The organism is Catenuloplanes nepalensis, from assembly GCF_030811575.1.
GTDB lineage: Bacteria > Actinomycetota > Actinomycetes > Mycobacteriales > Micromonosporaceae > Catenuloplanes > Catenuloplanes nepalensis.
On sequence record NZ_JAUSRA010000001.1, the window covers coordinates 8,581,818 to 8,600,880 of the forward strand.

Annotated in this window: 17 protein-coding genes and 1 riboswitch; of the genes, 12 read left to right on the forward strand and 5 right to left on the reverse strand. The window is 71.9% G+C overall.

Translation table 11 applies throughout. The features are described 5' to 3' along the window. The first annotated feature begins 436 nt into the window (after positions 1–436). Positions 437–1,036 carry a P-loop nucleotide/nucleoside kinase family protein gene (locus J2S43_RS37270; RefSeq protein WP_306837256.1) on the forward strand — a complete coding sequence of 200 codons (600 nt, stop codon included), beginning with the start codon at positions 437–439 and terminating at the stop codon, positions 1,034–1,036. Here J2S43_RS37270 and J2S43_RS37275 read toward each other — a convergent pair. The 3 genes from J2S43_RS37275 to serC form a co-directional block, all read right to left on the reverse strand. After that, positions 998–1,921, reverse strand: a complete 924-nt coding sequence (locus tag J2S43_RS37275; protein WP_306837258.1) for a histone H1-like repetitive region-containing protein — start codon at positions 1,919–1,921, stop codon at positions 998–1,000. The genes J2S43_RS37270 and J2S43_RS37275 overlap by 39 nt on opposite strands. 323 nt (positions 1,922–2,244) lie before the next feature. Beyond that, positions 2,245–3,330: a septation protein SepH gene (gene sepH / locus J2S43_RS37280; protein WP_306837260.1), complete on the reverse strand. Its 1,086-nt coding sequence runs from the start codon at positions 3,328–3,330 to the stop codon at positions 2,245–2,247. Between the two features lie 267 nt (positions 3,331–3,597). Then, a complete protein-coding gene (gene serC, locus J2S43_RS37285) occupies positions 3,598–4,725 on the reverse strand; it encodes a phosphoserine transaminase (RefSeq protein ID WP_306837262.1) in 1,128 nt (375 codons plus the stop codon). 99 nt (positions 4,726–4,824) lie between these two features. Between serC and pdxH the strand changes: the two genes are divergently transcribed. From pdxH to J2S43_RS37305, 4 genes are all read left to right on the forward strand, one after another. Next, on the forward strand, positions 4,825–5,469 hold the full coding sequence (gene pdxH, locus J2S43_RS37290; RefSeq protein ID WP_306837264.1) for a pyridoxamine 5'-phosphate oxidase: 645 nt from the start codon (positions 4,825–4,827) through the stop codon (positions 5,467–5,469). A 36-nt stretch (positions 5,470–5,505) separates the two neighbouring features. Beyond that, complete coding sequence (locus J2S43_RS37295; RefSeq protein WP_306837266.1) at positions 5,506–6,453, forward strand: aldose 1-epimerase family protein; 948 nt, start codon at positions 5,506–5,508, stop codon at positions 6,451–6,453. Positions 6,454–6,466: 13 nt separating this feature from the next. Beyond that, on the forward strand, positions 6,467–7,078 hold the full coding sequence (locus J2S43_RS37300; RefSeq protein WP_306837268.1) for a nitroreductase family protein: 612 nt from the start codon (positions 6,467–6,469) through the stop codon (positions 7,076–7,078). 97 nt (positions 7,079–7,175) lie between these two features. After that, the gene (locus tag J2S43_RS37305) at positions 7,176–7,490 is read left to right on the forward strand and encodes a type II toxin-antitoxin system VapB family antitoxin (RefSeq protein ID WP_306839719.1); all 315 of its coding nucleotides are present in this window, start codon (positions 7,176–7,178) and stop codon (positions 7,488–7,490) included. Between the two features lie 10 nt (positions 7,491–7,500). Here the strand turns inward: J2S43_RS37305 and J2S43_RS37310 are convergent, their stop codons facing one another. Next, on the reverse strand, positions 7,501–8,379 hold the full coding sequence (locus J2S43_RS37310; RefSeq protein ID WP_306837270.1) for a CDP-alcohol phosphatidyltransferase family protein: 879 nt from the start codon (positions 8,377–8,379) through the stop codon (positions 7,501–7,503). A gap of 146 nt (positions 8,380–8,525) precedes the next feature. On the opposite strand from J2S43_RS37310, the gene J2S43_RS37315 reads away from it, so the two are divergent. After that, entirely contained in the window at positions 8,526–9,254 is a 729-nt protein-coding gene (locus tag J2S43_RS37315) for a DUF4230 domain-containing protein (RefSeq protein ID WP_306837272.1), read from the forward strand. A 50-nt stretch (positions 9,255–9,304) separates the two neighbouring features. On the opposite strand, the gene J2S43_RS37320 is transcribed toward J2S43_RS37315, so the two are convergent. After that, positions 9,305–9,517 carry a PspC domain-containing protein gene (locus J2S43_RS37320; protein ID WP_306837273.1) on the reverse strand — a complete coding sequence of 71 codons (213 nt, stop codon included), beginning with the start codon at positions 9,515–9,517 and terminating at the stop codon, positions 9,305–9,307. A 156-nt stretch (positions 9,518–9,673) separates the two neighbouring features. Here J2S43_RS37320 and J2S43_RS37325 point away from each other — a divergent pair, with 156 nt between their 5' ends. The 6 genes from J2S43_RS37325 to J2S43_RS37350 all read left to right on the forward strand — a co-directional run bounded on the left by J2S43_RS37325 (position 9,674) and on the right by J2S43_RS37350 (position 19,033). Beyond that, a complete protein-coding gene (locus J2S43_RS37325) occupies positions 9,674–11,662 on the forward strand; it encodes a CDP-alcohol phosphatidyltransferase family protein (RefSeq protein ID WP_306837275.1) in 1,989 nt (662 codons plus the stop codon). Then, positions 11,662–12,813 carry a glycosyltransferase family 2 protein gene (locus J2S43_RS37330; protein ID WP_306837277.1) on the forward strand — a complete coding sequence of 384 codons (1,152 nt, stop codon included), beginning with the start codon at positions 11,662–11,664 and terminating at the stop codon, positions 12,811–12,813. Before J2S43_RS37325 ends, J2S43_RS37330 begins: the two co-directional genes overlap by 1 nt. Positions 12,814–12,986: 173 nt before the next feature. Continuing rightward, positions 12,987–14,294: an ABC transporter ATP-binding protein gene (locus J2S43_RS37335; RefSeq protein WP_306837278.1), complete on the forward strand. Its 1,308-nt coding sequence runs from the start codon at positions 12,987–12,989 to the stop codon at positions 14,292–14,294. Between the two features lie 213 nt (positions 14,295–14,507). Next, positions 14,508–15,260, forward strand: coding sequence for an HAD family hydrolase (locus J2S43_RS37340; protein ID WP_306837281.1), 753 nt, complete (start codon positions 14,508–14,510; stop codon positions 15,258–15,260). A 59-nt stretch (positions 15,261–15,319) separates the two neighbouring features. Continuing rightward, a complete protein-coding gene (locus tag J2S43_RS37345) occupies positions 15,320–17,686 on the forward strand; it encodes a glycoside hydrolase family 65 protein (RefSeq protein WP_306837283.1) in 2,367 nt (788 codons plus the stop codon). A gap of 217 nt (positions 17,687–17,903) precedes the next feature. Further along, a riboswitch (cyclic di-AMP (ydaO/yuaA leader) is annotated at positions 17,904–18,034 on the forward strand. A 3-nt stretch (positions 18,035–18,037) separates the two neighbouring features. Continuing rightward, positions 18,038–19,033: a coiled-coil domain-containing protein gene (locus J2S43_RS37350; protein WP_306837286.1), complete on the forward strand. Its 996-nt coding sequence runs from the start codon at positions 18,038–18,040 to the stop codon at positions 19,031–19,033. Positions 19,034–19,063 lie beyond the last annotated feature (30 nt).

The following is a 19,063-nucleotide window of genomic DNA, read 5'->3' on the forward strand; positions in this document are numbered from 1 at the left end:
CACAAGATGTCTGGGCTCACCCCGGAGGGGTGTGAGTGGGATGGTGGTGTGGCTGCCTACGGTCCCGGCGTTGTGGCGTTCGAGCGCCCCGTGGAGGCCGGGCGCTTCGTGCTCGAAGTCTCGGCATAAGGAACCCGCAGGCCCGCGAGAGGCCGTTGGAGAGCCGCCGAGTCTCGCGAGGCGGGCCCGAACCATCCCGGCGCTCCGTGATCAAACAGTGGTGCAGAAGGGAGGTCATTCTTGCCGGATGATCGCCCGTTCGTACCACTGATTGATCACTCGGGGCGGGATGGCGCGGTCATGGAGGTAGGCGCTGTGAGTGCAGGGTCATAAAGCGATATTTCGGGCGCGGAGCGCCTGGTTGGTCCTGACGCCGGCGGGTCGGCCGGTGAAAACGGGTCGCCGTCGCTGCCGAAGGTTGGTTAGCGTCGCCGGGGTGAGCGGAACGCTGCTGTTCATTCTGGGGCCGCCCGCGGTCGGCAAGATGACCGTCGGGGCGGAGATCGCCGCCCGTACCGGTCTGCGGTTGTTCCACAACCATCTCGCGATCGAGCCGGTGCTGCGCTTCTTCCCGTTCGGCAGTCCGCCGTTCGGGCGCCTGGTCAGCCGCTTCCGCCGCGACCTGATCGAGGAGGTCGCCGCGAGCGATCTCCCCGGGCTCATCTTCACCTTCGTCTGGGCATACGACCTGCCCGAGGATGAGCAGGCCGTGCGCGACTTCGCCGAGCCGTTCCATCGGCGCGGCGGGCGCGTCCGCTACGTCGAACTGAAGGCGAGCCAGGAAGTGCGCCTGCGCCGCAGCGCCGGAGAGTCGCGCTTGGCCGAGAAGCCGTCCCGGCGAGACCTGGACACCGCGCGCCGCCAGCTGGTGGAACTGGACGAGCGATACCGCCTCAACTCCGACGGCCGCTTCGACGACCGGGCAGACTACCTACGCATCGACAACACCCGCCTGGAACCGGCCGCCGTCGCCGACCAAGTGATCACCCACTTCGACCTACCGCTCCTGAACACTCCTGACCAGCCACACCTCTGACCCGCCGCGCTGTGCCGGGCCGCGCTGTGCCGGGCCGCGCTGTGCCGGGCCGCGCTGTGCCGGGCCGCGCTGTGCCGGGCCGCGCTGTGCCGGGCCGCGCCGTGCCGCGCCGGACCGTGCCGCGCCGCGCCGCGCCGCGCCGGGCCGCACCGCGCCGCGCCGCGCCGGGCCGCACCGCGCCGCGCCGGGCCGCACCGCGCCGCGCCGGGCCGCGCTGTGCCGGGCCGCGCCGGGCCGCGCCGGGCCGCGCCGGGCCGCGCTGTGCCGGGCCGCGCTGTGCCGGGCCGCGCTGTGCCGGGCCGCGCTGTGCCGGGCCGCGCTGTGCCGGGCCGCGCTGTGCCGGGCCGCGCTGTGCCGGGCCGCGCCGGGCCGCGCCGGGCCGCGCCGGGCCGCGCCGGGCCGCGCCGGACCGTGCCGCGCCGGGCCGCGCCGCGCCGCGCCGGGCCGCGCCGCGCCGGGCCGCACCGCGCCGCGCCGGGCCGCACCGCGCCGGGCCGCGCTGTGCCGGGCCGCGCCGGGCCGCGCCGGGCCGCGCCGGGCCGCGCTGTGCCGGGCCGCGCTGTGCCGGGCCGCGCTGTGCCGGGCCGCGCTGTGCCGGGCCGCGCTGTGCCGGGCCGCGCCGGGCCGCGCCGGGCCGCGCCGGGCCGCGCCGGGCCGCGCCGGACCGTGCCGCGCCGGGCCGCGCCGCGCCGCGCCGGGCCGCGCCGCGCCGGGCCGCACCGCGCCGCGCCGCGCCGGGCCGCACCGCGCCGGGCTGTGCCGCGCCGCGCCGGGCCGCACCGCGCCGGGCTGTGCCGCGCCGCGCCGGGCTGTGCCGGGCCGGGCTGTGCCGGGCCGGGCCGCGCCGGGCCGCGCCGGGCCGGACCGCGCCAGGCTGTACCGCACCGCGCGGGCTGTGCCGCGCGGCGCAGCTTGAGGCCGGGCCGGGTGGTGTGGTGTCTGCGCGGGGCGCGGCTGACGATGGACTGCGGCGGTGAGGACTGGTCATCGGCACCTCGTGCCCGAAATCTTGGCGATAGAGGCGGCAGGTGTGAAGGAGCCCGTTCGCGGCGGAGCTGGGATCGGCGGGCCACAGCGCAGCTGTGATCGGTCGGTCGGCCGCGGGCGCCCGATCGCCGGGCCGCATCAGGCGGCCCGGCCGCCATGATGCGAAACGGAAACGGCGACGCGGAGGGTTCCGCGTCGCCGTTCGGCGTGGTCGAAGGTGGTCAGCTGGTCTCGCGGGCGGCGGGGCCGCCGCCGAAGAGCACGTCGTCCCAGCTGGGCAGGCGCTTGCGCGGCTTGCCGGAGGCGTCCGTCGACTCGCCCGAGCCCTGGTTCGTCGTGGTCCGGCGGGGCCGGAGCACGGCCAGCGACGGGACGGCCGGCACCTCCTTGGGGAGGTCGGCGTCGTCGTCGAAGGCGGAACCGGCGCCGCCGGCGAGCAGCGAGGCCGCGCTGCCCACGGTGGGCGCGGAGCGCGGCCGGACCGACTCGGTGAGTGCGGCCGGGTCGAGCGAGCGCCCGGAGCTCTGGCCGAGCGGACGGTCGAGGGAGGCGAGCAGCGCGTCCCGGCCGGCGCGGATCGGGTCGCGACCGAGGTCACGGCTGGACCGCGGCTTCTCCGGCGCGGTGCCGGGCAGGCCGTGGCCGCCGCGACCGGGCTCGGTGCGCGAGGGCGTCGGCAGCCCGTGGCCGCCGCGTTCCGGCGCGGGCTCCTGGCCGAGGATTTGCGTGGGCCGCTCGGCACACAGGTATTGCGCCATGTCGTCGTGCGGCGCGACCACCTGGCGGGACTTGTCGAGGTCCCAGGAGGCCTGCGCGGTGGCCTTGCCGGAGGGCCAGGTGGCGATGATCCGCCAGGTGCCGTCCTCCCGCCGATACGCATCCCAGGAGATCTTCTCGGCGTCGATGCCGTGCTGGGCGAGCCGGCTGTCGACCACCTCGGACAGCGGCGCGCCGCGATCGGATGTCTTCAGCCGGGTGCGGCGGGCGTGCTGGGCGAGCATGGCCCGCTCCTGCAGCACCGGGCCCGCGTAGCGGAGCACCCGGTCGACCGGGACGCCGGCGACGCGTGCCACGTCGTCGGCGGACTCGCCGGCCCGGATGCGCGCCTGGATGTCCCGCGGGGCGAGCGTGGCCTTGATCTCGGTGGCGGTGCCGGCCACGGCGAGGGTGACGCCGCCACCGGGTTCGTTGTGCAGCGCACCGGCGATGCGCTCGTCGATGGGGAGTGCCAGGAGCCGCCCGACCTCGTCGGCGAGCACCAGGGCCTGGCCGTCCTCGGAGAGGGCGACGAAGCGAACCGGCCGCATCGCGTTGCCTCCGTCCCGTCGGTCTCACTGGGCTGGATGGCCCTAAAGCGCGGTGTCCTCAAAGCGCGGTATCTCTAGAAGCGCGGTGTCTCTAAAGCGCGGTGTCTCATGAGACGCGGTGTCCCTAGCACATGACGCACTCGGAGCCTTCCCGGACACGGTACGCGTAATCTTCCCACGATGGGAGTAACCCACACCGCGTGTCGCTGACCAGCCCGAATTGATCTTTCTAAGCGCCTGATTACGCTTAAAGCAGACAAACCGCTACTAAAGCCGCTCGATCACATAGTCGATCGACTGCGTCAGGCGCTCCACGTCGGTCGGCTCCACGGCCGGGAACAGCGCCACCCGCAGCTGGTTGCGACCCAGCTTGCGGTACGAGTCGGTGTCCACCACACCGTTCGCCCGGAGCACCGCGGAGACCGTGTCCGCGGACACCGAGGAGTCCAGGTCGATCGTGGCCACCACGTTCGACCGGATCGCCGGGTCCTGCACGAACGGCGTGGCCACCGACGACCGCGCGGCCCAGCCGTAAATGATCGACGCGCTCTCCGCCGTGCGCTTCGCGGCCCAGCCCAGCCCGCCCTGCGACAGCATCCAGTCGGTCTGCTCCGCGGCCAGGAAGATCGTGGAGAGCGCTGGCGTGTTGTACGTCTGCTCCAGCCGGGACTGCTCGATCGCGGTGACCACGTCCAGGAACGCCGGAACGTACCGCCCGGAGGCCTTGATCTCCTGCGCCCGTGCGATCGCGGCGGGGGAGAACAGCCCGATCCAGATGCCGCCGTCCGAGCCGAAGCACTTCTGCGGCGCGAAGTAGTAGACGTCGGTCTCGGCCACGTCCACGTCCAGCCCGCCCGCGCCGGAGGTCGCGTCGACCAGCAGCAGCGCCTCCGGGTCGGCGCCGGCCACCCGGCGCACCGGCACCGAGACGCCGGTCGACGTCTCGTTGTGCGGGATGCCGTAGGCGTCCACGCCCGCCTCCGCGGTCAGCGAGGCCGCGGTGCCGGGCGTCGCGGAGCGCACCGACGGGTCGCTCAGGAACGGCGCGGCCTGCACCGCCTTGGCGAACTTAGCGCTGAACTCGCCGTGCGTGGCGAGCTGGGCACGGTCGCGGATCAGGCCGAACACCGCGCTCTCCCAGAACGCGGTGGTGCCGCCGTTGGAGAGGACCACCTCGTAGCCGTCCGGCAGCGAGAAGAACTCGGCCAGGCTCCGGCGCAGGCGCGCGACCTCGTCCTTCACCGTCTTCTGCCGGTGCGACGTGCCGAGGTAGCTGCGGGACACGCGGGACAGCGCCTCCACCGCCTCCGGCCGCACCTTGGACGGGCCGCAGCCGAAGCGGCCGTCCTCGGGCAGCAGCGCGTCGGGAATGCGGATCGTCGACGGGTCAGCCACGGTGATCGGGTTTCCTTCCGGGGGTTCTTCCGAGGCCATGACGATCCCACATCGCCGGAGCCGACCAAAAGTCGAAAACCGCCGACTACCGTGCACGGCATGTCCGAGCTCGCCGGCATGCGCCGCGAATATCAACCCGATCGTGGCCTGCGCCGCGATGACCTGGCCGCCGATTGGCACACGCAGTTCGCCCGCTGGTTCGCGGAGGCCCAGGCGTTCCCGCTGCCGGAGCCGAACGCGATGGTGTTCTCCACCGCGGACGCGGACGGCCGGCCGAGCAGCCGGACCGTGCTGCTCAAGGACGTGGACGGCCGCGGCTTCACGCTCTACACCAACTACGAGAGCCGCAAGGGTACGGAGGCGGCCGCGAACCCGTACGCCGCACTGCTCTTCCCGTGGCACCCGATGCACCGCCAGGTGCTGGTCCGGGGTGCGGTCGAGCGTGTCTCCCGGTCGGAGACCGAGGAGTACTTCGCCTCCCGCCCGCGCGGCTCCCAGCTCGGCGCGTGGGCCAGCCCGCAGTCGCGCGTGCTGGCCGGCCGCGACGAGCTGGAGGCCGCGTTCGAGGAGACCGCCGCCCGGTTCGGCCCGGACGCCGAGGTCCCGCCCCCGCCGCACTGGGGCGGGCTGCGCGTGATCCCGGAGAGCGTGGAGTTCTGGCAGGGCCGGCCGAGCCGCCTGCACGACCGGTTGCGTTACCGGCGCGTAGGGGATGAGTGGGCCCTGGAACGGCTGGCTCCCTAAGCCCGCGTTAACCCCTCACCTGGCTAAAGTTCGTCCATGACATCTGTCGCGCACCAGTCCGGGGCCGTCGCCGAGCCGCTCTCCGGGACACAGTGGACCATCGCCGCGGACGGCCACGAGGCCGTCGTCGTCGAGGTGGGCGGTGGCCTGCGGTCCTACCGGGTGAACGGCGTGGACTACGTGGCGGGCTACGCCGACGACGAACTCGCGGCCGGCTGCGCGGGCCAGATCCTGGCGCCCTGGCCGAACCGGATCCGCGACGGGCAGTACAGCTTCCAGGGCACGCAGCACCAGCTCTTCCTCACCGAGCCGGCCCGGCACAACGCGATCCACGGCCTGGTCAACTTCTCCCGCTGGCACGCGGTGGAGCAGTCGGCCGACGCGGTGACGCTGGAGTTCCTGATGCCGGCCCAGCCCGGTTACCCCTGGCCGCTGCGGCTGCGCACCACCTGGCAGGTGAGCTCGGCCGGGCTGCGGGCGACGCACGAGGTGACGAACCTGGCGGCGCAGCCGGTCCCGTTCGGCTTCAGTGTCCACCCGTACCTGCGGATCCCCGGCGTGCCGGTGGACGACCTGACGCTGACGCTGCCCGCCCGGAACCGCCTGCTGGTCGACGCACGGCTGCTGCCGATCGGCGCGGCCAAGGTGGCGGGCACCGAGTTCGACTACACCGAGGGCCGCCGGATCGGCTCCGCGGTGCTGGACACCGCGTTCGGTGACGTGGAGCACGCCGCGGACGGCACGTCCACGGTCGTGCTGGCCGGCGGCGACGCCGAGGTGCGGATCTGGGGCGACGACTCGTTCGGGTGGTGGCAGGTGTTCACCTCGGACACGCTGAGCGGCGACCGGTTCCGCACCGCCGTCGCGATCGAGCCGATGACCTGCCCGCCGGACGCGTTCCGGTCCGGCCGTGGCCTGATCGTGATCGATCCGGGTGACGCGTGGCGTGGCGCCTGGGGCATCACGCCGGTCCCGGCCTCCTGAGGCGGCGGAGGACATGGAGTTCGCCGAGGTGGTGCGCAGGCGCCGGATGGTCCGCAACTACGACCCGGACCGGCCGGTGCCGCCCGAGGTGGTGGACCGGCTGCTGGAGCACGCGGTGCGCGCCCCCTCGGCCGGGTTCTCCCAGGGCTGGGGCTTCCTGGTGCTCCAGGACGCGGCCGACCGCGCGCGGTTCTGGACGGCGACCAGCCCGAACGGCGCCGAGCAGGGCATGAGCAACTGGCTGGCCGGGATGAGCCGGGCGCCGCTGATCGTGGTGCCGCACTCGAACCGTTCCGCCTACCTCGATCGGTACGCGGAGCCGGACAAGGGCTGGACGGATCGGGACACCAGCCGCTGGCCGGTGCCGTACTGGGATGTGGACGCCGGCATGGCCGCGCTGATGATGCTGCTGACCGCGGTGGACGAAGGGCTCGGCGCGTGCTTCTTCGGCATCCCGCCGGAGCGCACCGCGGCGTACCGGGCGGAGTTCGGCGTGCCCGGGGAGTTCGTCCCCGTGGGCGCGCTGACGATCGGATACCGTGCACCAGATCGTCGCTCGCCGTCACTGAAGCGCGGACGCCGGCCGCAGACCGAGGTCATCCATCGCGGTCGCTGGTCCGGGTGAGCCCGCGACGAACGGGGACGAATCAACCGCCGGCCGGGGTCGCTAGGCTGACTACGGCCGGGCACGGAACGGCGACATGGGAGGGGAGCGTGCCGTCGTGATCTTCAAGGGGGTTCGGGACGGTCGGCCCTACCCGGAGCACGGGCTCACGCTGAAGCAGTGGGCGGAGATCCCGCCGAGGCCCATTCAGCTGAACCAGCTGATCACCACCAAGCGTGAGCTGGCGCTGGACAAGCTGCTGGCGGAGGACTCGACGTTCTACGGCGACCTGTTCCCGCACGTCGTGCAGTGGAACGGCGGGATGTACCTGGAGGACGGCCTGCACCGGGCGCTGCGCGCGGCGCTCCAGCAGCGCAACCAGATCCACGCCCGGGTGTTCCTGTTCAGCGAGCTGCCGGAGATTCAGGGCTGACCGGAGTCCGTCACCCCACGGTGACGGACTCCCGCAGCGTCGCCATCTGCCGCTCGAACGACCGGGTTGACAGCCACAGCTTGTAGATGAGACCGGCCTCGAAGATCAGCAGCAGCGCGCCGGTGACCAGCGTGACGATCGCGACCCGGTTCGTCAGCGGGCCGACGATGAAGACGAACATCTGGAACTCGATGCCGCTGACCAGGTGCGGCCGGATGCGATAGCGGCGCAGCGCGTTCCGCAGCCCGATGAACCGGCCGTACCGCGCCCGGAACTCACCGTTGATGTCCGCGGCGCCGTCCGCGGCCTCGCCGGCCGGGATGACGTCCATGGTCTCCTCGACCCAGCGCAGTTCGCCGTCCTGCTCCAGGCCGGCCGCGCGCCGCGCCGCCGCCATCCTCTCCCGCATGTCCGCGCGCACCTTGGTCATCTGCGCGCCGTTCAGGTAGCGGAACATGTTGATGAACAGCACCAGCGCGCCGAGGGCCAGCCAGCGGTCGTCGCCGGTCGTCGCCCACTGGCCGCCGAAGAGGCCGGCCGTGCAGGTCAGGTCCTTGATCCGGTCGCCGATGAAGTCGAGCCAGGCGCCGAACGCGGAGCCGTTGCCGCGCAGCCGGGCGACCTTGCCGTCCATGCAGTCGAGCACGAAGCTCAGGTGGAACAGCAGCGCGCCGACCGCCAGCGCGCCCCAGGTGGCCTGCCAGAACGCGGCCGCGGCGGCGAGGCCGAGGAGGAACGCGGCGAACGTGATCCGGTTCGGCGTGACCCAGCGGTAGCGCGCCACCCGCCGCACGGCCGGCGTCGCGAGCGGGTCGACCAGCAGCACGGTCCACCAGGCGTCGCGGTCTTTCAGGGTGGCGCGGACCTGCCCGGTCGTGAAGCTGTGCAAAATCGTGATCCTTCGGGACGGTTAACACCAGAAGACACAAAACCGACCATAAGGGTACGCTTCTCGCTCGATTCGCGACTGTCGTACCCCGCCCGTACCGTTTGGGGTAGGTAGCAACAGCGGGTGAAAGAGGCGGGTGAGCCGCGATGGGCGGCAACAAGGGAATTGACCAGCCGACCACGGAGATGCCGGCCCGGGTCGGCGCCGAGACGCCGGAGCCGGAGCCCGCGCGCAGTCGCCGCGGCCTGTTCTGGCTGGTGGCGATCCTGCTCGTGGCGCTGCTGGCCGGCCTGGTCGTGGTGCGCACGACGACCGGTCTGCTGGACCGGCTGACCAACCCGTTCGCGGAGCAGCAGACCGACCGCAGTCAGCCTCCGCTGCTGGAGTCGATCAAGGACCTGAGTCGGTATGTTGCTGCCGAGGGCAACTTCCAGGTCGTGGTGGACACCGAGCGCAACCGGGAGAACGTGCCCGACTTCCTGCTCAACGAGCGCACGCTGTTCGTCGCGGCCGGCTCGGTGGAGTCCTACGTCGACTTCAGCACCATCTCCGACGACGCGATCGTGATCTCGGAGGACGGCAAGAGCGCCACCATCACGCTGCCGGCCCCGCAGCTCGGCGAGGCCAACCTCGACCAGGAGAAGAGTTACGTCTTCTCCGAGGAGAAGGGCCTGCTCAACCGGATCGGCGACATGTTCGGCCAGGATCCGAACAAGCAGCAGGCGATCTACGTGCTCTCCGAGGAGCGCATCGAGGCGGCCGCCCGGGAGAGCGAGCTGCCCCAGCGCGCCCAGGAGAACACCACGAAGATGCTGCAGGGGCTGCTCAAGTCGCTCGGCTACGAGCAGGTGACGGTCACCTACACCGCGCCCTGAGCGCGGAAGGCCGCCGGGAACCCCGGCGGCCTTCCGTGTGGTGATGGGTGTCAGTAGGCGGTGGAGTGCCGCTCCTCGTTCGGCAGCAGGATCCACAGGACGATGTAGAGCAGCACCTGCGGGCCGGGCAACAGGCAGGACAGCACGAAGAGAAGCCGGACCATCCCGGCACCGAGCCCGAAACGGCGGCCCAGGCCGGAGCAGACCCCGGCGATCCAACGGTTGTCGCGCGGCCGGGACAGGCGGCGAGGCGACGAGGCCATGGTGCGTCAACTCCTCAGTTCGTGGCACTGTGTGGTGTGCCGATGACTCAACGGTAGGAAACGGTTGCCAGCTCCGCCCTCCGTCTTGAAGGGGATCTTCTCTGTGATTCCCGTAGGGAGTCGCCACTAAGCGGCCGATTTCGGGTTTATCGAGGCGTGACGCTCGCAGTGCTGCTGGCCGGGGACGCGGCCGGGACCGACCGGCGCGACCGGCTGAGAGACCAACTACGCCGGGCCGGGGCCACCTCGGTCGCGGAACCGGACACGCCCGGCGACCTGGCCAGGCTGCTGCGCGACGGCACCGGCCCGGTGCTGCTGGTGACGGCCGGCCTGATCGCGCACGACGCCGTGCTCTGGCACCTGGCCACCGAGCCCGGCACCCGGACCATCGCCCTGACCGCCCCGGCCACCCCCGAGGCGCCCGGCCTTCGGCTCGCCACGACACGCGGCCTGATCACCGCCGCGACTCCTGGCGGCGCCGCGACTCCTGGCGGCGCGCCTGCGGATAACCACGCGGACCGCAGCGCTGCGGCGGACCGCAGCGCTGCGGCGGGCAGTGGTGCGGCGGGCAGTGGTGCGGCGGCGGGCAGTGGTGCGGGGGGTGGCGATGCGGCGGGCGCCGCGACTCCGGGCGGCGGTGCGGTGTTTCTCGGTGCGCTGCGGCTGGCCGGCCACGATCGCGTGCGTGCGGCGGTGGCTGTGGAGCATGCGGGCCGGGAGACCGATCCGGACGCGTTGCTCGCCGGGCTGCTGGCGGGCGGGGTGCGGCTCACCGCGTACCCGCTGCGGCTCTTGAAAGCCCGGCGCTGCCGGGACCGCGCCACGCTGGCCGAGGCCGAGACGGAGATCGCCGCGGTCGACGAGGAGCGGGCGCGGCTGCGGCTCGCGGTGAAGGAGCGCGACGACTTCTTCACCACGGTCTTCGTCAGCACCTGGTCGCCGCTGGTCACCCGGGCGTGCGCCCGGCTCGGGCTGACGCCGTCGGCCGTGACTGCGCTCTCCGTGCTCTGCGCGACGATGGCCGCGCTCGGTTTCGCACAGGCCGGCCGGCCCGCCATGATCGCCGGCGCGGTGCTGCTCTACCTGGGCTTCGTGCTGGACTGCGTGGACGGGCAGCTGGCGCGGTTCACCCGGCGGTTCACGCCGCTCGGCGGCTGGCTGGACACCATGGCCGACCGGGCCAAGGAGTACGCGGTCTACGCCGGGCTCGCGGCCGGTGCCGCGCGGCTCGGGCACGGTGAGGCCTGGTGGCTCGCGGTCACGGCGATGGCGCTCCAGACCGTGCGGCACGCGACCGACCACTGGTACGGCGCGCTGCACGACGCCGCGGCCGCCCGCCCGGGCACCGGCGAAGCAGGCGATCCGCCGGGTGCCGGGCGGCCTGGCGGCGTGCCGGGCACCGGCGAAGCAGGCGACCCGCCGGGTGCCGGGCGGCCTGGCGGCGTGCCGGATGCGGGTGGGGTCGGCGGCGCGCTCGGGCGGCTCTCCGACCGGGTGATCGCGGACGGCCGCTCGCCGCTCTACTGGCTGAAACGGATCGTGGTCTTCCCGATCGGCGAGCGGTGGGCGCTGATCGGCGTGCTGGCCGCGTGCGCCGGCGGCCGGACCGCGCTGCTGGCCGTGCTGGCCTGGGGCGGCCTCGCGATGATCTACACGTTGGCGCTGCGCGGGCTGCGGTCGCGGACGATGCGGGTGAGCGTGCTGGAGACCGTGGACGCGGTGACCCTGCGCGACGACGGCTGGTGCGCGCGCCGGCTGTGGACGGTCACCGGCCCGCTGGACTGGCTCGTCCCGGCCGGCCTGCGCCTGCTCGAGTTCGCGGTCGTGATCGGCACCGCCGCGCTCCGCGGGATCCCGCCGTGGCTGACGTTCGCGCTGCTCTTCGCGCTGGCGATGCATCACTACGACCTGGCCGCCCGGAGCGGCGCGGGATATCGGCGGCGCTGGGAGCCGGGCTGGGACGGCCGGTCGATCGTGGTGGCGGCCGGCGGCGGCCCGGCGTTTCCGGTGCTCGCCGCCTACACGCTGTGCATGCTGGCGGGGCGAGTGGTGACCACCCGGACGCGCGACGTGCGGATGCCGGGGCCGCCCCGGCCGGCACGGGATGCTGAGCACCGTCTCGTCCCGGAAAGGCAGGCCCGCTGATGGCAGCCGTGCTCAGTGTCGTCGTGCCGGTCTACAACGTGGCGCCCTATCTCGCGGAGTGCCTGGAGTCGATCGCGGCGCAGACCTACCGCGATCTCGACGTCGTGCTGGTCGACGACGGGTCCACCGATGACAGCGCGCGGATCGCGGCCGAGTTCACCGCGCGCGACGCCCGGTTCCGGCTGGTCAGTCAGGCGAACGCGGGGCTCGGCGCGGCCCGCAACACCGGGGTCCGGGCCGCGCGTGGCGACCTGCTGCAGTTCGTGGACAGCGACGACGTGCTCCCACCGGCCGCGGCCGGCGTGCTGGCCGCGGCGGTCGCGCGCACCGGTTCCGACTTCGCCACCGGCAACACGCTGCGACTGGACTCGCGCGGGCTGCGTCCGTCGAGGATGCACGCGCGGATCTTCACGCACACCAGGCTGCGCACGCACGTCACCCGGGATCCGGAGCTGCTCGGCGACCGTACCGCCTGGAACAAGGTCTTCCGCCGGGAGTTCTGGGACCGGCACGGGTTCGCCTTCCCGGAGGGCGTGCTCTACGAGGACACGCCGGTGATGGTGCCGGCGCACGTGCTGGCCCGGTCCGTGGACGTGGTGCATGTGCCGGTCTACCACTGGCGGCGGCGGGAGGGCGGCGACCGGTCGATCACCCAGCGCCGGGAGGAGCCGCGGAACTTCGTGGACCGGTTCACCGGCGTCGACCGCGTCAGCCGCTTTCTCGGCGAGGGTGGCTGGGAGGAGCTGCGCCGCTGGTACGACGCGTCCGCCGTCCGCTCCGACCTGGCTTTCTACCTGCGCGTGCTGCCCGAGGCCTCGGACGACTATCGCCAGCTGTTCCTGGACCGGTGCAACGAGTTCCTGGACCGGGTGCCGGCGCGGGTGCTGGACGGGCTGCCCGCCGCCACCCGGGTGCAGTGGCACCTGGTGCGGCAGCGGCGGGTGCCGGAGCTGCTGGAGGTGATCCGGGCCAGCCGGGACGGCGGCGTGCCGGTGGTCCGCCGCGGGCTGCGGCGCTATCGGGCGCTGCCCTATCTGGACGCGGGACTGCCACATCTGCCGCGGCGGCTCTACCGGGCCGGGCCGTCCCGCCTGCGACGGACGTTCACCGCGATCAATCGCAAGATCAAGCTGCCGAATTCGTACCGATAAATGGCTGGTTAAAGGGTCAAAGCGGCCAGCGGGCGCGTCGGGTGCGATTTCGGTAACGGGATAGTTACTGCTTGAACATGGCACGTTTACCCGATGGGTTAATCGCGATGATGCCCGTCACAGTGGACAGAGCTCGGGGGCCGGCCGGCCGAAGAAGTTGCGGGGAGGTGGCGGTGACTACCGTCGCGCTCAAAGACGTCACGAAGGTGTTCCCCGATGGGACCGTGGCGGTGGACAGGGTCAACCTCGACGTGGAGGACGGCGAGTTTCTGGTCTTGCTGGGGCCGTCCGGCTGCGGCAAGTCCACGGTGCTGCGGATGGTCGCGGGCCTGGAGGATCCGAGCAGCGGAGTCGTGCTGCTCGACGGCGAGGTGGCCAACGAGATTCCGCCTCGCGATCGGCGGATAGCGATGGTCTTCCAGGACTTCGCGCTCTATCCGCACATGACCGTGAACGAGAACATCTCGTTCCCACTCCGGCTGTCCGGCGTCGAGCCGGCACCGCGCGCCGAGCGGGTGGCGGATGTGGCCGGAGCGCTCGGCATCGGCGAGCTGCTCGGCCGGCGACCGGGCCAGCTCTCCGGCGGTCAGCGGCAACGGGTCGCGATGGGGCGGGCGATCGTGCGCCGCCCGGGCCTTTTCCTGATGGACGAGCCGCTGTCCAATCTCGACAGCGGCCTCCGCGCGGAGCTGCGCGCGGAGATCTCCGGTCTGGTCCGCGAGCTCGGTGTCAGCACCATGTACGTCACGCATGACCAGGCCGAGGCGCTGACCATGGCGGACCGTGTGGCGATCATGCGTAAGGGCGTGCTGCAGGACGTCGGCACGCCCACCGAGGTTTACGGCCGCCCGGCCACGCTCTACGTGGCCGCGTTCCTGGGCAGCCCGCGGATGAACCTGATCGAGGCCTCGGTCTACGTGCACCTGGACCGATATGTCGCGCTCAACCTCGGCGAGCAGGCGCTCTACCTGCCGTGGGACGACATCCGGGCACGGGTGATCTCGCACTACCACGGCGAGCGCATCGTGATCGGCATGCGCGCGGAGGCGCTCACCCCGGTGGCGCCGGACGCGCCCGGCGACGTGCTGCAGGGCCGCGTCCGATATCTGGAGCACCATGGCCACGAGTCGCTGGCGTTCGTCGACGTGGGCGCCACCGCGGTGGTCGTCGACGAGTTGGGCGGCGCCGCGGTGGAGGTGGAGGAGGGGCCGTCCTCGCCGTTCCAGCGGCTGGGGCAGGCGGTGCAGCGGTTCGCCGGCCGGTTCGGCGACCGGTTCGAGGCGGAGCCCGCGACCAGCGACGGCCGGACCAGCGTGCTCAGCGACCCGGGCCGGCACCACCGCCGCCCGGCCGAGCTGGCGGTCCGGCTGGCGCCCTACCCGGCGATCCGCGCGGGCAGCGCGCTGGCGATCGGTGTGCGGATGGACGCGCTGCACTTCTTCGACGAGCGCGGCGACCGGATCGACGTGGGGTGGCGTTGAAGATCAACATACTGGGTCGAATGGCCGGGGTGCAACGGACCCTTTGTGCGATCTCTTGTGCCGTCCGGGCGACACCAAAGGTTCAACGTTTTCCCACGCAAGCGTGCTGACCGGGGATAACCTCAGGATCGGAGCACCATACGAGGCGCCGCGCCCGGGGTTTGACACCGCCGAAATCCGGTTAACTTTCCGTTTCACGGTTAAATTGAGCGGGTGCTTGGGCTTCCACCTCACGTGACGACCTGCCTGTTCGATCTGGACGGTGTCCTCACCCAGACCGCGCTCGTTCACAACGCGGCCTGGAAGGAGACCTTCGACGCGTACCTGAGCAGGCGCGCCGCGACGGAGGGCATTCCCTTCGTCCCCTTCGACTCCGGCCCCGACTATCTGAAGTACGTCGACGGCCGGCAACGTGCCGACGGCGTGCGTATGTTCCTGGCGTCCCGGGGCATCGTGCTCCCGGAGGGCACGCCGGACGACGCCGTCGACGCCGAGACCGTCAACGGCATCGGCAACCGGAAGAACGTCCTGGTGCTGAAGTACATCGCCGAGGGCAAGGTGCTGGTGTACGACGGCTCGGTCACCTACCTGCACGCGGTGCGCGACGCGGGGATGCGGACCGCCGTCGTCTCCGCGAGCGCCAACTGCCGCGACGTGCTGCGCGCGGCCGGCATCGAGGATCTGCTGGAGGTCCGGGTCGACGGTGTGGTCGCCCGGGCCGAGGGACTGCCCGGCAAGCCCGCGCCGGACACGTTCCTGGCCGCCGCGAAGAAACTGGGCGTCGACCCGGCGAACGCGGCGGTCTTCGAGGACGCGCTGGCGGGCGTTGAGGCCGGTCGGGCCGGTGGCTTCGGGTTTGTGGTCGGAGTGGACCGGGTCGGGCACGCGGACGCGCTGCGCGATCACGGCGCCGACATCGTCGTATCGGATCTCGCCGAACTCCTGGACGGCGGCGAGCCCCGATAGGGACGGCAACCCGCCGGTGGTTCACCGACGGGCTCAGATCAACACTGAAAGGGATCGCTGTGATCCGAGAGCGGGCTTATCCGGTCGAGCCCTGGCATGTCCGCGAGACGCGGCTCGACCTGGACGTCCTGGCACAGTCGGAGTCGGTGTTCGCGCTCTCCAACGGCCACATCGGCCTCCGGGCGAACCTGGACGAGGGCGAGCCGCACGGTCTGCCGGGCACGTACCTGAACTCCTTCTACGAGCTCCGGCCGCTGCCCTACGCGGAGGCCGGCTACGGCTTCCCCGAGTCCGGGCAGACCATCGTGAACGTGACGAACGGCAAGCCGATCCGGCTGCTGGTCGACGACGAGCCGTTCGACGTCCGCTACGGCGACCTGGTGTCGCACGAGCGGGTGCTGGACATGCAGGCCGGGACGCTTTCGCGCGAGGTGGAGTGGTGCTCGCCGGCCGGCCGGTCGGTGCGGGTGCGCTCGACCCGGATGGTGTCGTTCACTCAGCGCGCCATCGCGGCCATCTCCTACGAGGTCGAACCGATCAACGGCCCGGCCCGGGTGATCCTGCAGTCCGAGCTGGTGGCGAACGAGCAGCTGCCGCCGACCAAGCGTGACCCCCGGGTCGCGGCGCTGCTGGAGTCCCCGCTGGTGGCCGAGGAGCACCTGACCCAGGAGCTGGGCGGGCTGCTGATCCACAGCACCAAGACCAGCAAGCTCCGGATGGCCGCCGCGATGGAGCACGTGGTGGAGACCGAGGGCCGGCACATGGTCAAGACCGAGGGCAACCCGGACTGGCTGCGGACCACGGTCGCGTGCATGCTCGAGCCGGGCCAGAAGCTGCGGATCATCAAGTTCGTGGCGTACGGCTGGTCCTCCCGCCGTTCCGTGCCCGCGCTGCGCGACCAGGTCGGCGCCGCGCTGGCGAGTGCCCGGCTGACCGGCTGGGACGGTCTGGTCGAGGCCCAGCGGGAATACCTGGACGCGTTCTGGGACCACTCGGACGTCAAGGTCGAGGGCGACCCGGAGGTGCAGCAGGCGGTGCGCTTCGCGCTCTTCCACGTGCTCCAGGCCGGCGCCCGCGCGGAGATGCGGCCCATCGCGTCCAAGGGGCTCACCGGCCCGGGGTACGACGGCCACACGTTCTGGGACTCCGAGACGTTCGTGCTGCCGGTGCTGACCTACACCCAGCCGGACGCGGCCAAGGACGTGCTCCGCTGGCGGCACGCCACGCTCGACCTGGCCAAGGAACGGGCCGAGACGCTCGGCCTGCGCGGTGCGGCGTTCCCGTGGCGGACCATCCGCGGGCACGAGTGCTCCGCGTACTGGCCGGCCGGCACCGCGGCGTTCCACATCGCGGCGGACATCGCGGACGCGGCCCGCCGCTACGTGCTGGCCACCGGCGACGAGGACTTCGAGCACGACTACGGCTTCGACCTGCTGATCGAGACGGCCCGGCTGTGGCGTTCGCTCGGCCACCACGATCGGCACGGCCGCTTCCACATCGACGGAGTGACCGGCCCGGACGAGTACACGGCCGTGGTCGACGACAACATCTACACGAACCTGATGGCCCAGCTGAACCTCTACGCCGCGGCGGACGTGGCGCTGAAGTACCCGGACAAGGCGCGGGCGGCCGGCGTCGACGACGAGGAGATCGCCGGCTGGCGGGACGCGGGCGCGGCCGTGCACCTGCCGTACGACCACGAGCTGGGCGTGCACCAGCAGTCCGAGGGCTTCACCCGGCTGCAGGAGTGGGACTTCGAGGGCACACCGCAGGAGAACTACCCGCTGCTGCTCAATTACCCGTATTTCGACCTGTACCGCAAGCAGGTGGTGAAGCAGGCCGACCTGATCCTCGCGATGCTGTGGCGCGGCGACGCGTTCAGCGACGAGGAGAAGCAGCGCAACTTCGCCTACTACGAGGCCCGGACGGTCCGCGACTCGTCGCTGTCCGCCTGCACCCAGGCGGTGATGGCGGCGGAGACCGGTCACCTGGAGCTCGCCCACGACTATCTGGGCGAAGCCGCGCTGATGGACCTGCACGACCTGCACAACAACGCGCGTGAGGGCCTGCACGTGGCGTCGCTGGGCGGCTCGTGGATCTCGCTGGTGATGGGTCTCGGCGGCATGCGGGACCACGGCGGTCAGCTGTCGTTCAACCCGCGGCTGCCGGAGCGGATCACCCGGATGGAGTTCGCGCTGCTCTGGCGCGGGCTGCGGCTGCGGGTGGACGTGCGCAGCAACGAGGCCACCTACTCGCTGCGGAACGGCACCGGTGAGAAGAGCATCACACTCGTCCACCACGGCGAGCTGGTGACGGTGTCGGCGGACAAGCCGGTGACCATGGGAATCCCGAAGCGGACGGACGTCGGATCGGAGCCGCACCAGCCCGCGGGCCGCGCCCCGGCCCGTCGCGCAAGCTCTCTGTAATTACCCGTTCGACAATTGGTATAAGAAGGGCCGCCTTGGTGATCCGGGGCGGCCCTTCGCCGTACCGCGTCGATATTTCTCTATGTTTTCCGGTCATTGAGCGGGCACTTTGCGTCACTATAGGGAACTCTTAAGTTTCTGGATCTTGAGCGGTCGTCCTTGGCGCGACTGGGTAGTCTTGCCGCCGGTCGTCATCGGCGGGCGCGCCCGGTGCCCGTGACGACCACCGCCAAATCGCGCAGCGAGTCGGGGAACCACGTTTGTGGGGTGAATCCGCGTCAGCGGTAGGGGTGTCGTTCCCATCCCGAACCCGTCAGCTAACCCGGCCGGCGGTCCGAGAGAGGAACATGAATGCGCCTACGGCGAATAGCGGCGCTTTCGGTGCTGCTGGCGAGTGTGGCCACGGCCGCGCTCGCGACGCCCGCCTACGCGATCGACGAGGGCGGCACGGAACAGCTCAGGGAGCAGCTCGACGCGGCCAGCAAGGGCTTCGTCGAGGCCAAGAGCAAGCTAGCGGCCTCGGAGAAGCGCCAGAAGGAGCTGACCGAGGAGCTCAAGACGATCGAGGCCGACCTCAAGACGCGTGAGGCGACGGTGGGCGAGCTCGCCGGCCGGACCTATCGCAACGGCCGCCTCGCGCCGATGGTGGCGATCCTGAACGCCTCCGAGGGTGACGGCTTCATGGACCGGGCCACGCTGCTCGAGACCATGGCGATCAACCAGGAGAAGCAGGTCCAGGACCTGGTCGTGGCCAAGGACGAGGCCTCGCGTGCGAAGACTGCCATCGACAAGGAGATCGGTGAGCAGAAGAAGCAGGTCGAGACCATGGACAAGCGGAAGAAGCAGGCGGAGAACGCGCTGAAGTCCGCGGGCGGCGGTGCCGCGGCGAACGTCGAGTCCGGCAGCGGCTCCGCGGCGGTCGCGGTCGGCGTCGAGCGGGCTGCCGACGGGTCGTTCCCGTCAGAGAGCTGCACCGTGGACGACCCGACGACCGGCGGCTGCATCACGCCGCGTCTATTGCACGCCTACAAGCAGACGAAGTCGGCGGGCTTCAACCACTTCGTGTCCTGCTACCGCAGTGCCGAGGACGGCGGCGAGCACCCGCGCGGCCGGGCCTGCGACTGGTCGGCCCAGGCGAGCGGCTTCGGCGGCGTCGCGTTCGGCGCGGACAAGGCCTACGGCGACAACCTGGCGAACTTCTACATCAAGAACGCGGACCGGCTCGGCGTGCTCTACGTGATCTGGTACGCCCGGATCTGGCTGCCGTCGAGCGGCTGGCAGTCGTACGCGGGCGGTGGCACACCCTCCGGTGACCATACGAACCACGTGCATTTGTCGATCATTTGACGTGCGGGAGCCCGCGGCCGGTGCCGCGGG

Coding starts and splice junctions, on each gene's coding strand:
- sepH (WP_306837260.1), bottom strand. CDS start 3,330: ATGCGGCCGGTTCGCTTCGTCGCCCTCTCCGAGGACGGCCAGGCCCTG.
- pdxH (WP_306837264.1), top strand. CDS start 4,825: ATGTCCGAGCTCGCCGGCATGCGCCGCGAATATCAACCCGATCGTGGC.
- J2S43_RS37295 (WP_306837266.1), top strand. CDS start 5,506: ATGACATCTGTCGCGCACCAGTCCGGGGCCGTCGCCGAGCCGCTCTCC.
- J2S43_RS37300 (WP_306837268.1), top strand. CDS start 6,467: ATGGAGTTCGCCGAGGTGGTGCGCAGGCGCCGGATGGTCCGCAACTAC.
- J2S43_RS37315 (WP_306837272.1), top strand. CDS start 8,526: ATGGGCGGCAACAAGGGAATTGACCAGCCGACCACGGAGATGCCGGCC.
- J2S43_RS37320 (WP_306837273.1), bottom strand. CDS start 9,517: ATGGCCTCGTCGCCTCGCCGCCTGTCCCGGCCGCGCGACAACCGTTGG.
- J2S43_RS37330 (WP_306837277.1), top strand. CDS start 11,662: ATGGCAGCCGTGCTCAGTGTCGTCGTGCCGGTCTACAACGTGGCGCCC.
- J2S43_RS37350 (WP_306837286.1), top strand. CDS start 18,038: ATGCGCCTACGGCGAATAGCGGCGCTTTCGGTGCTGCTGGCGAGTGTG.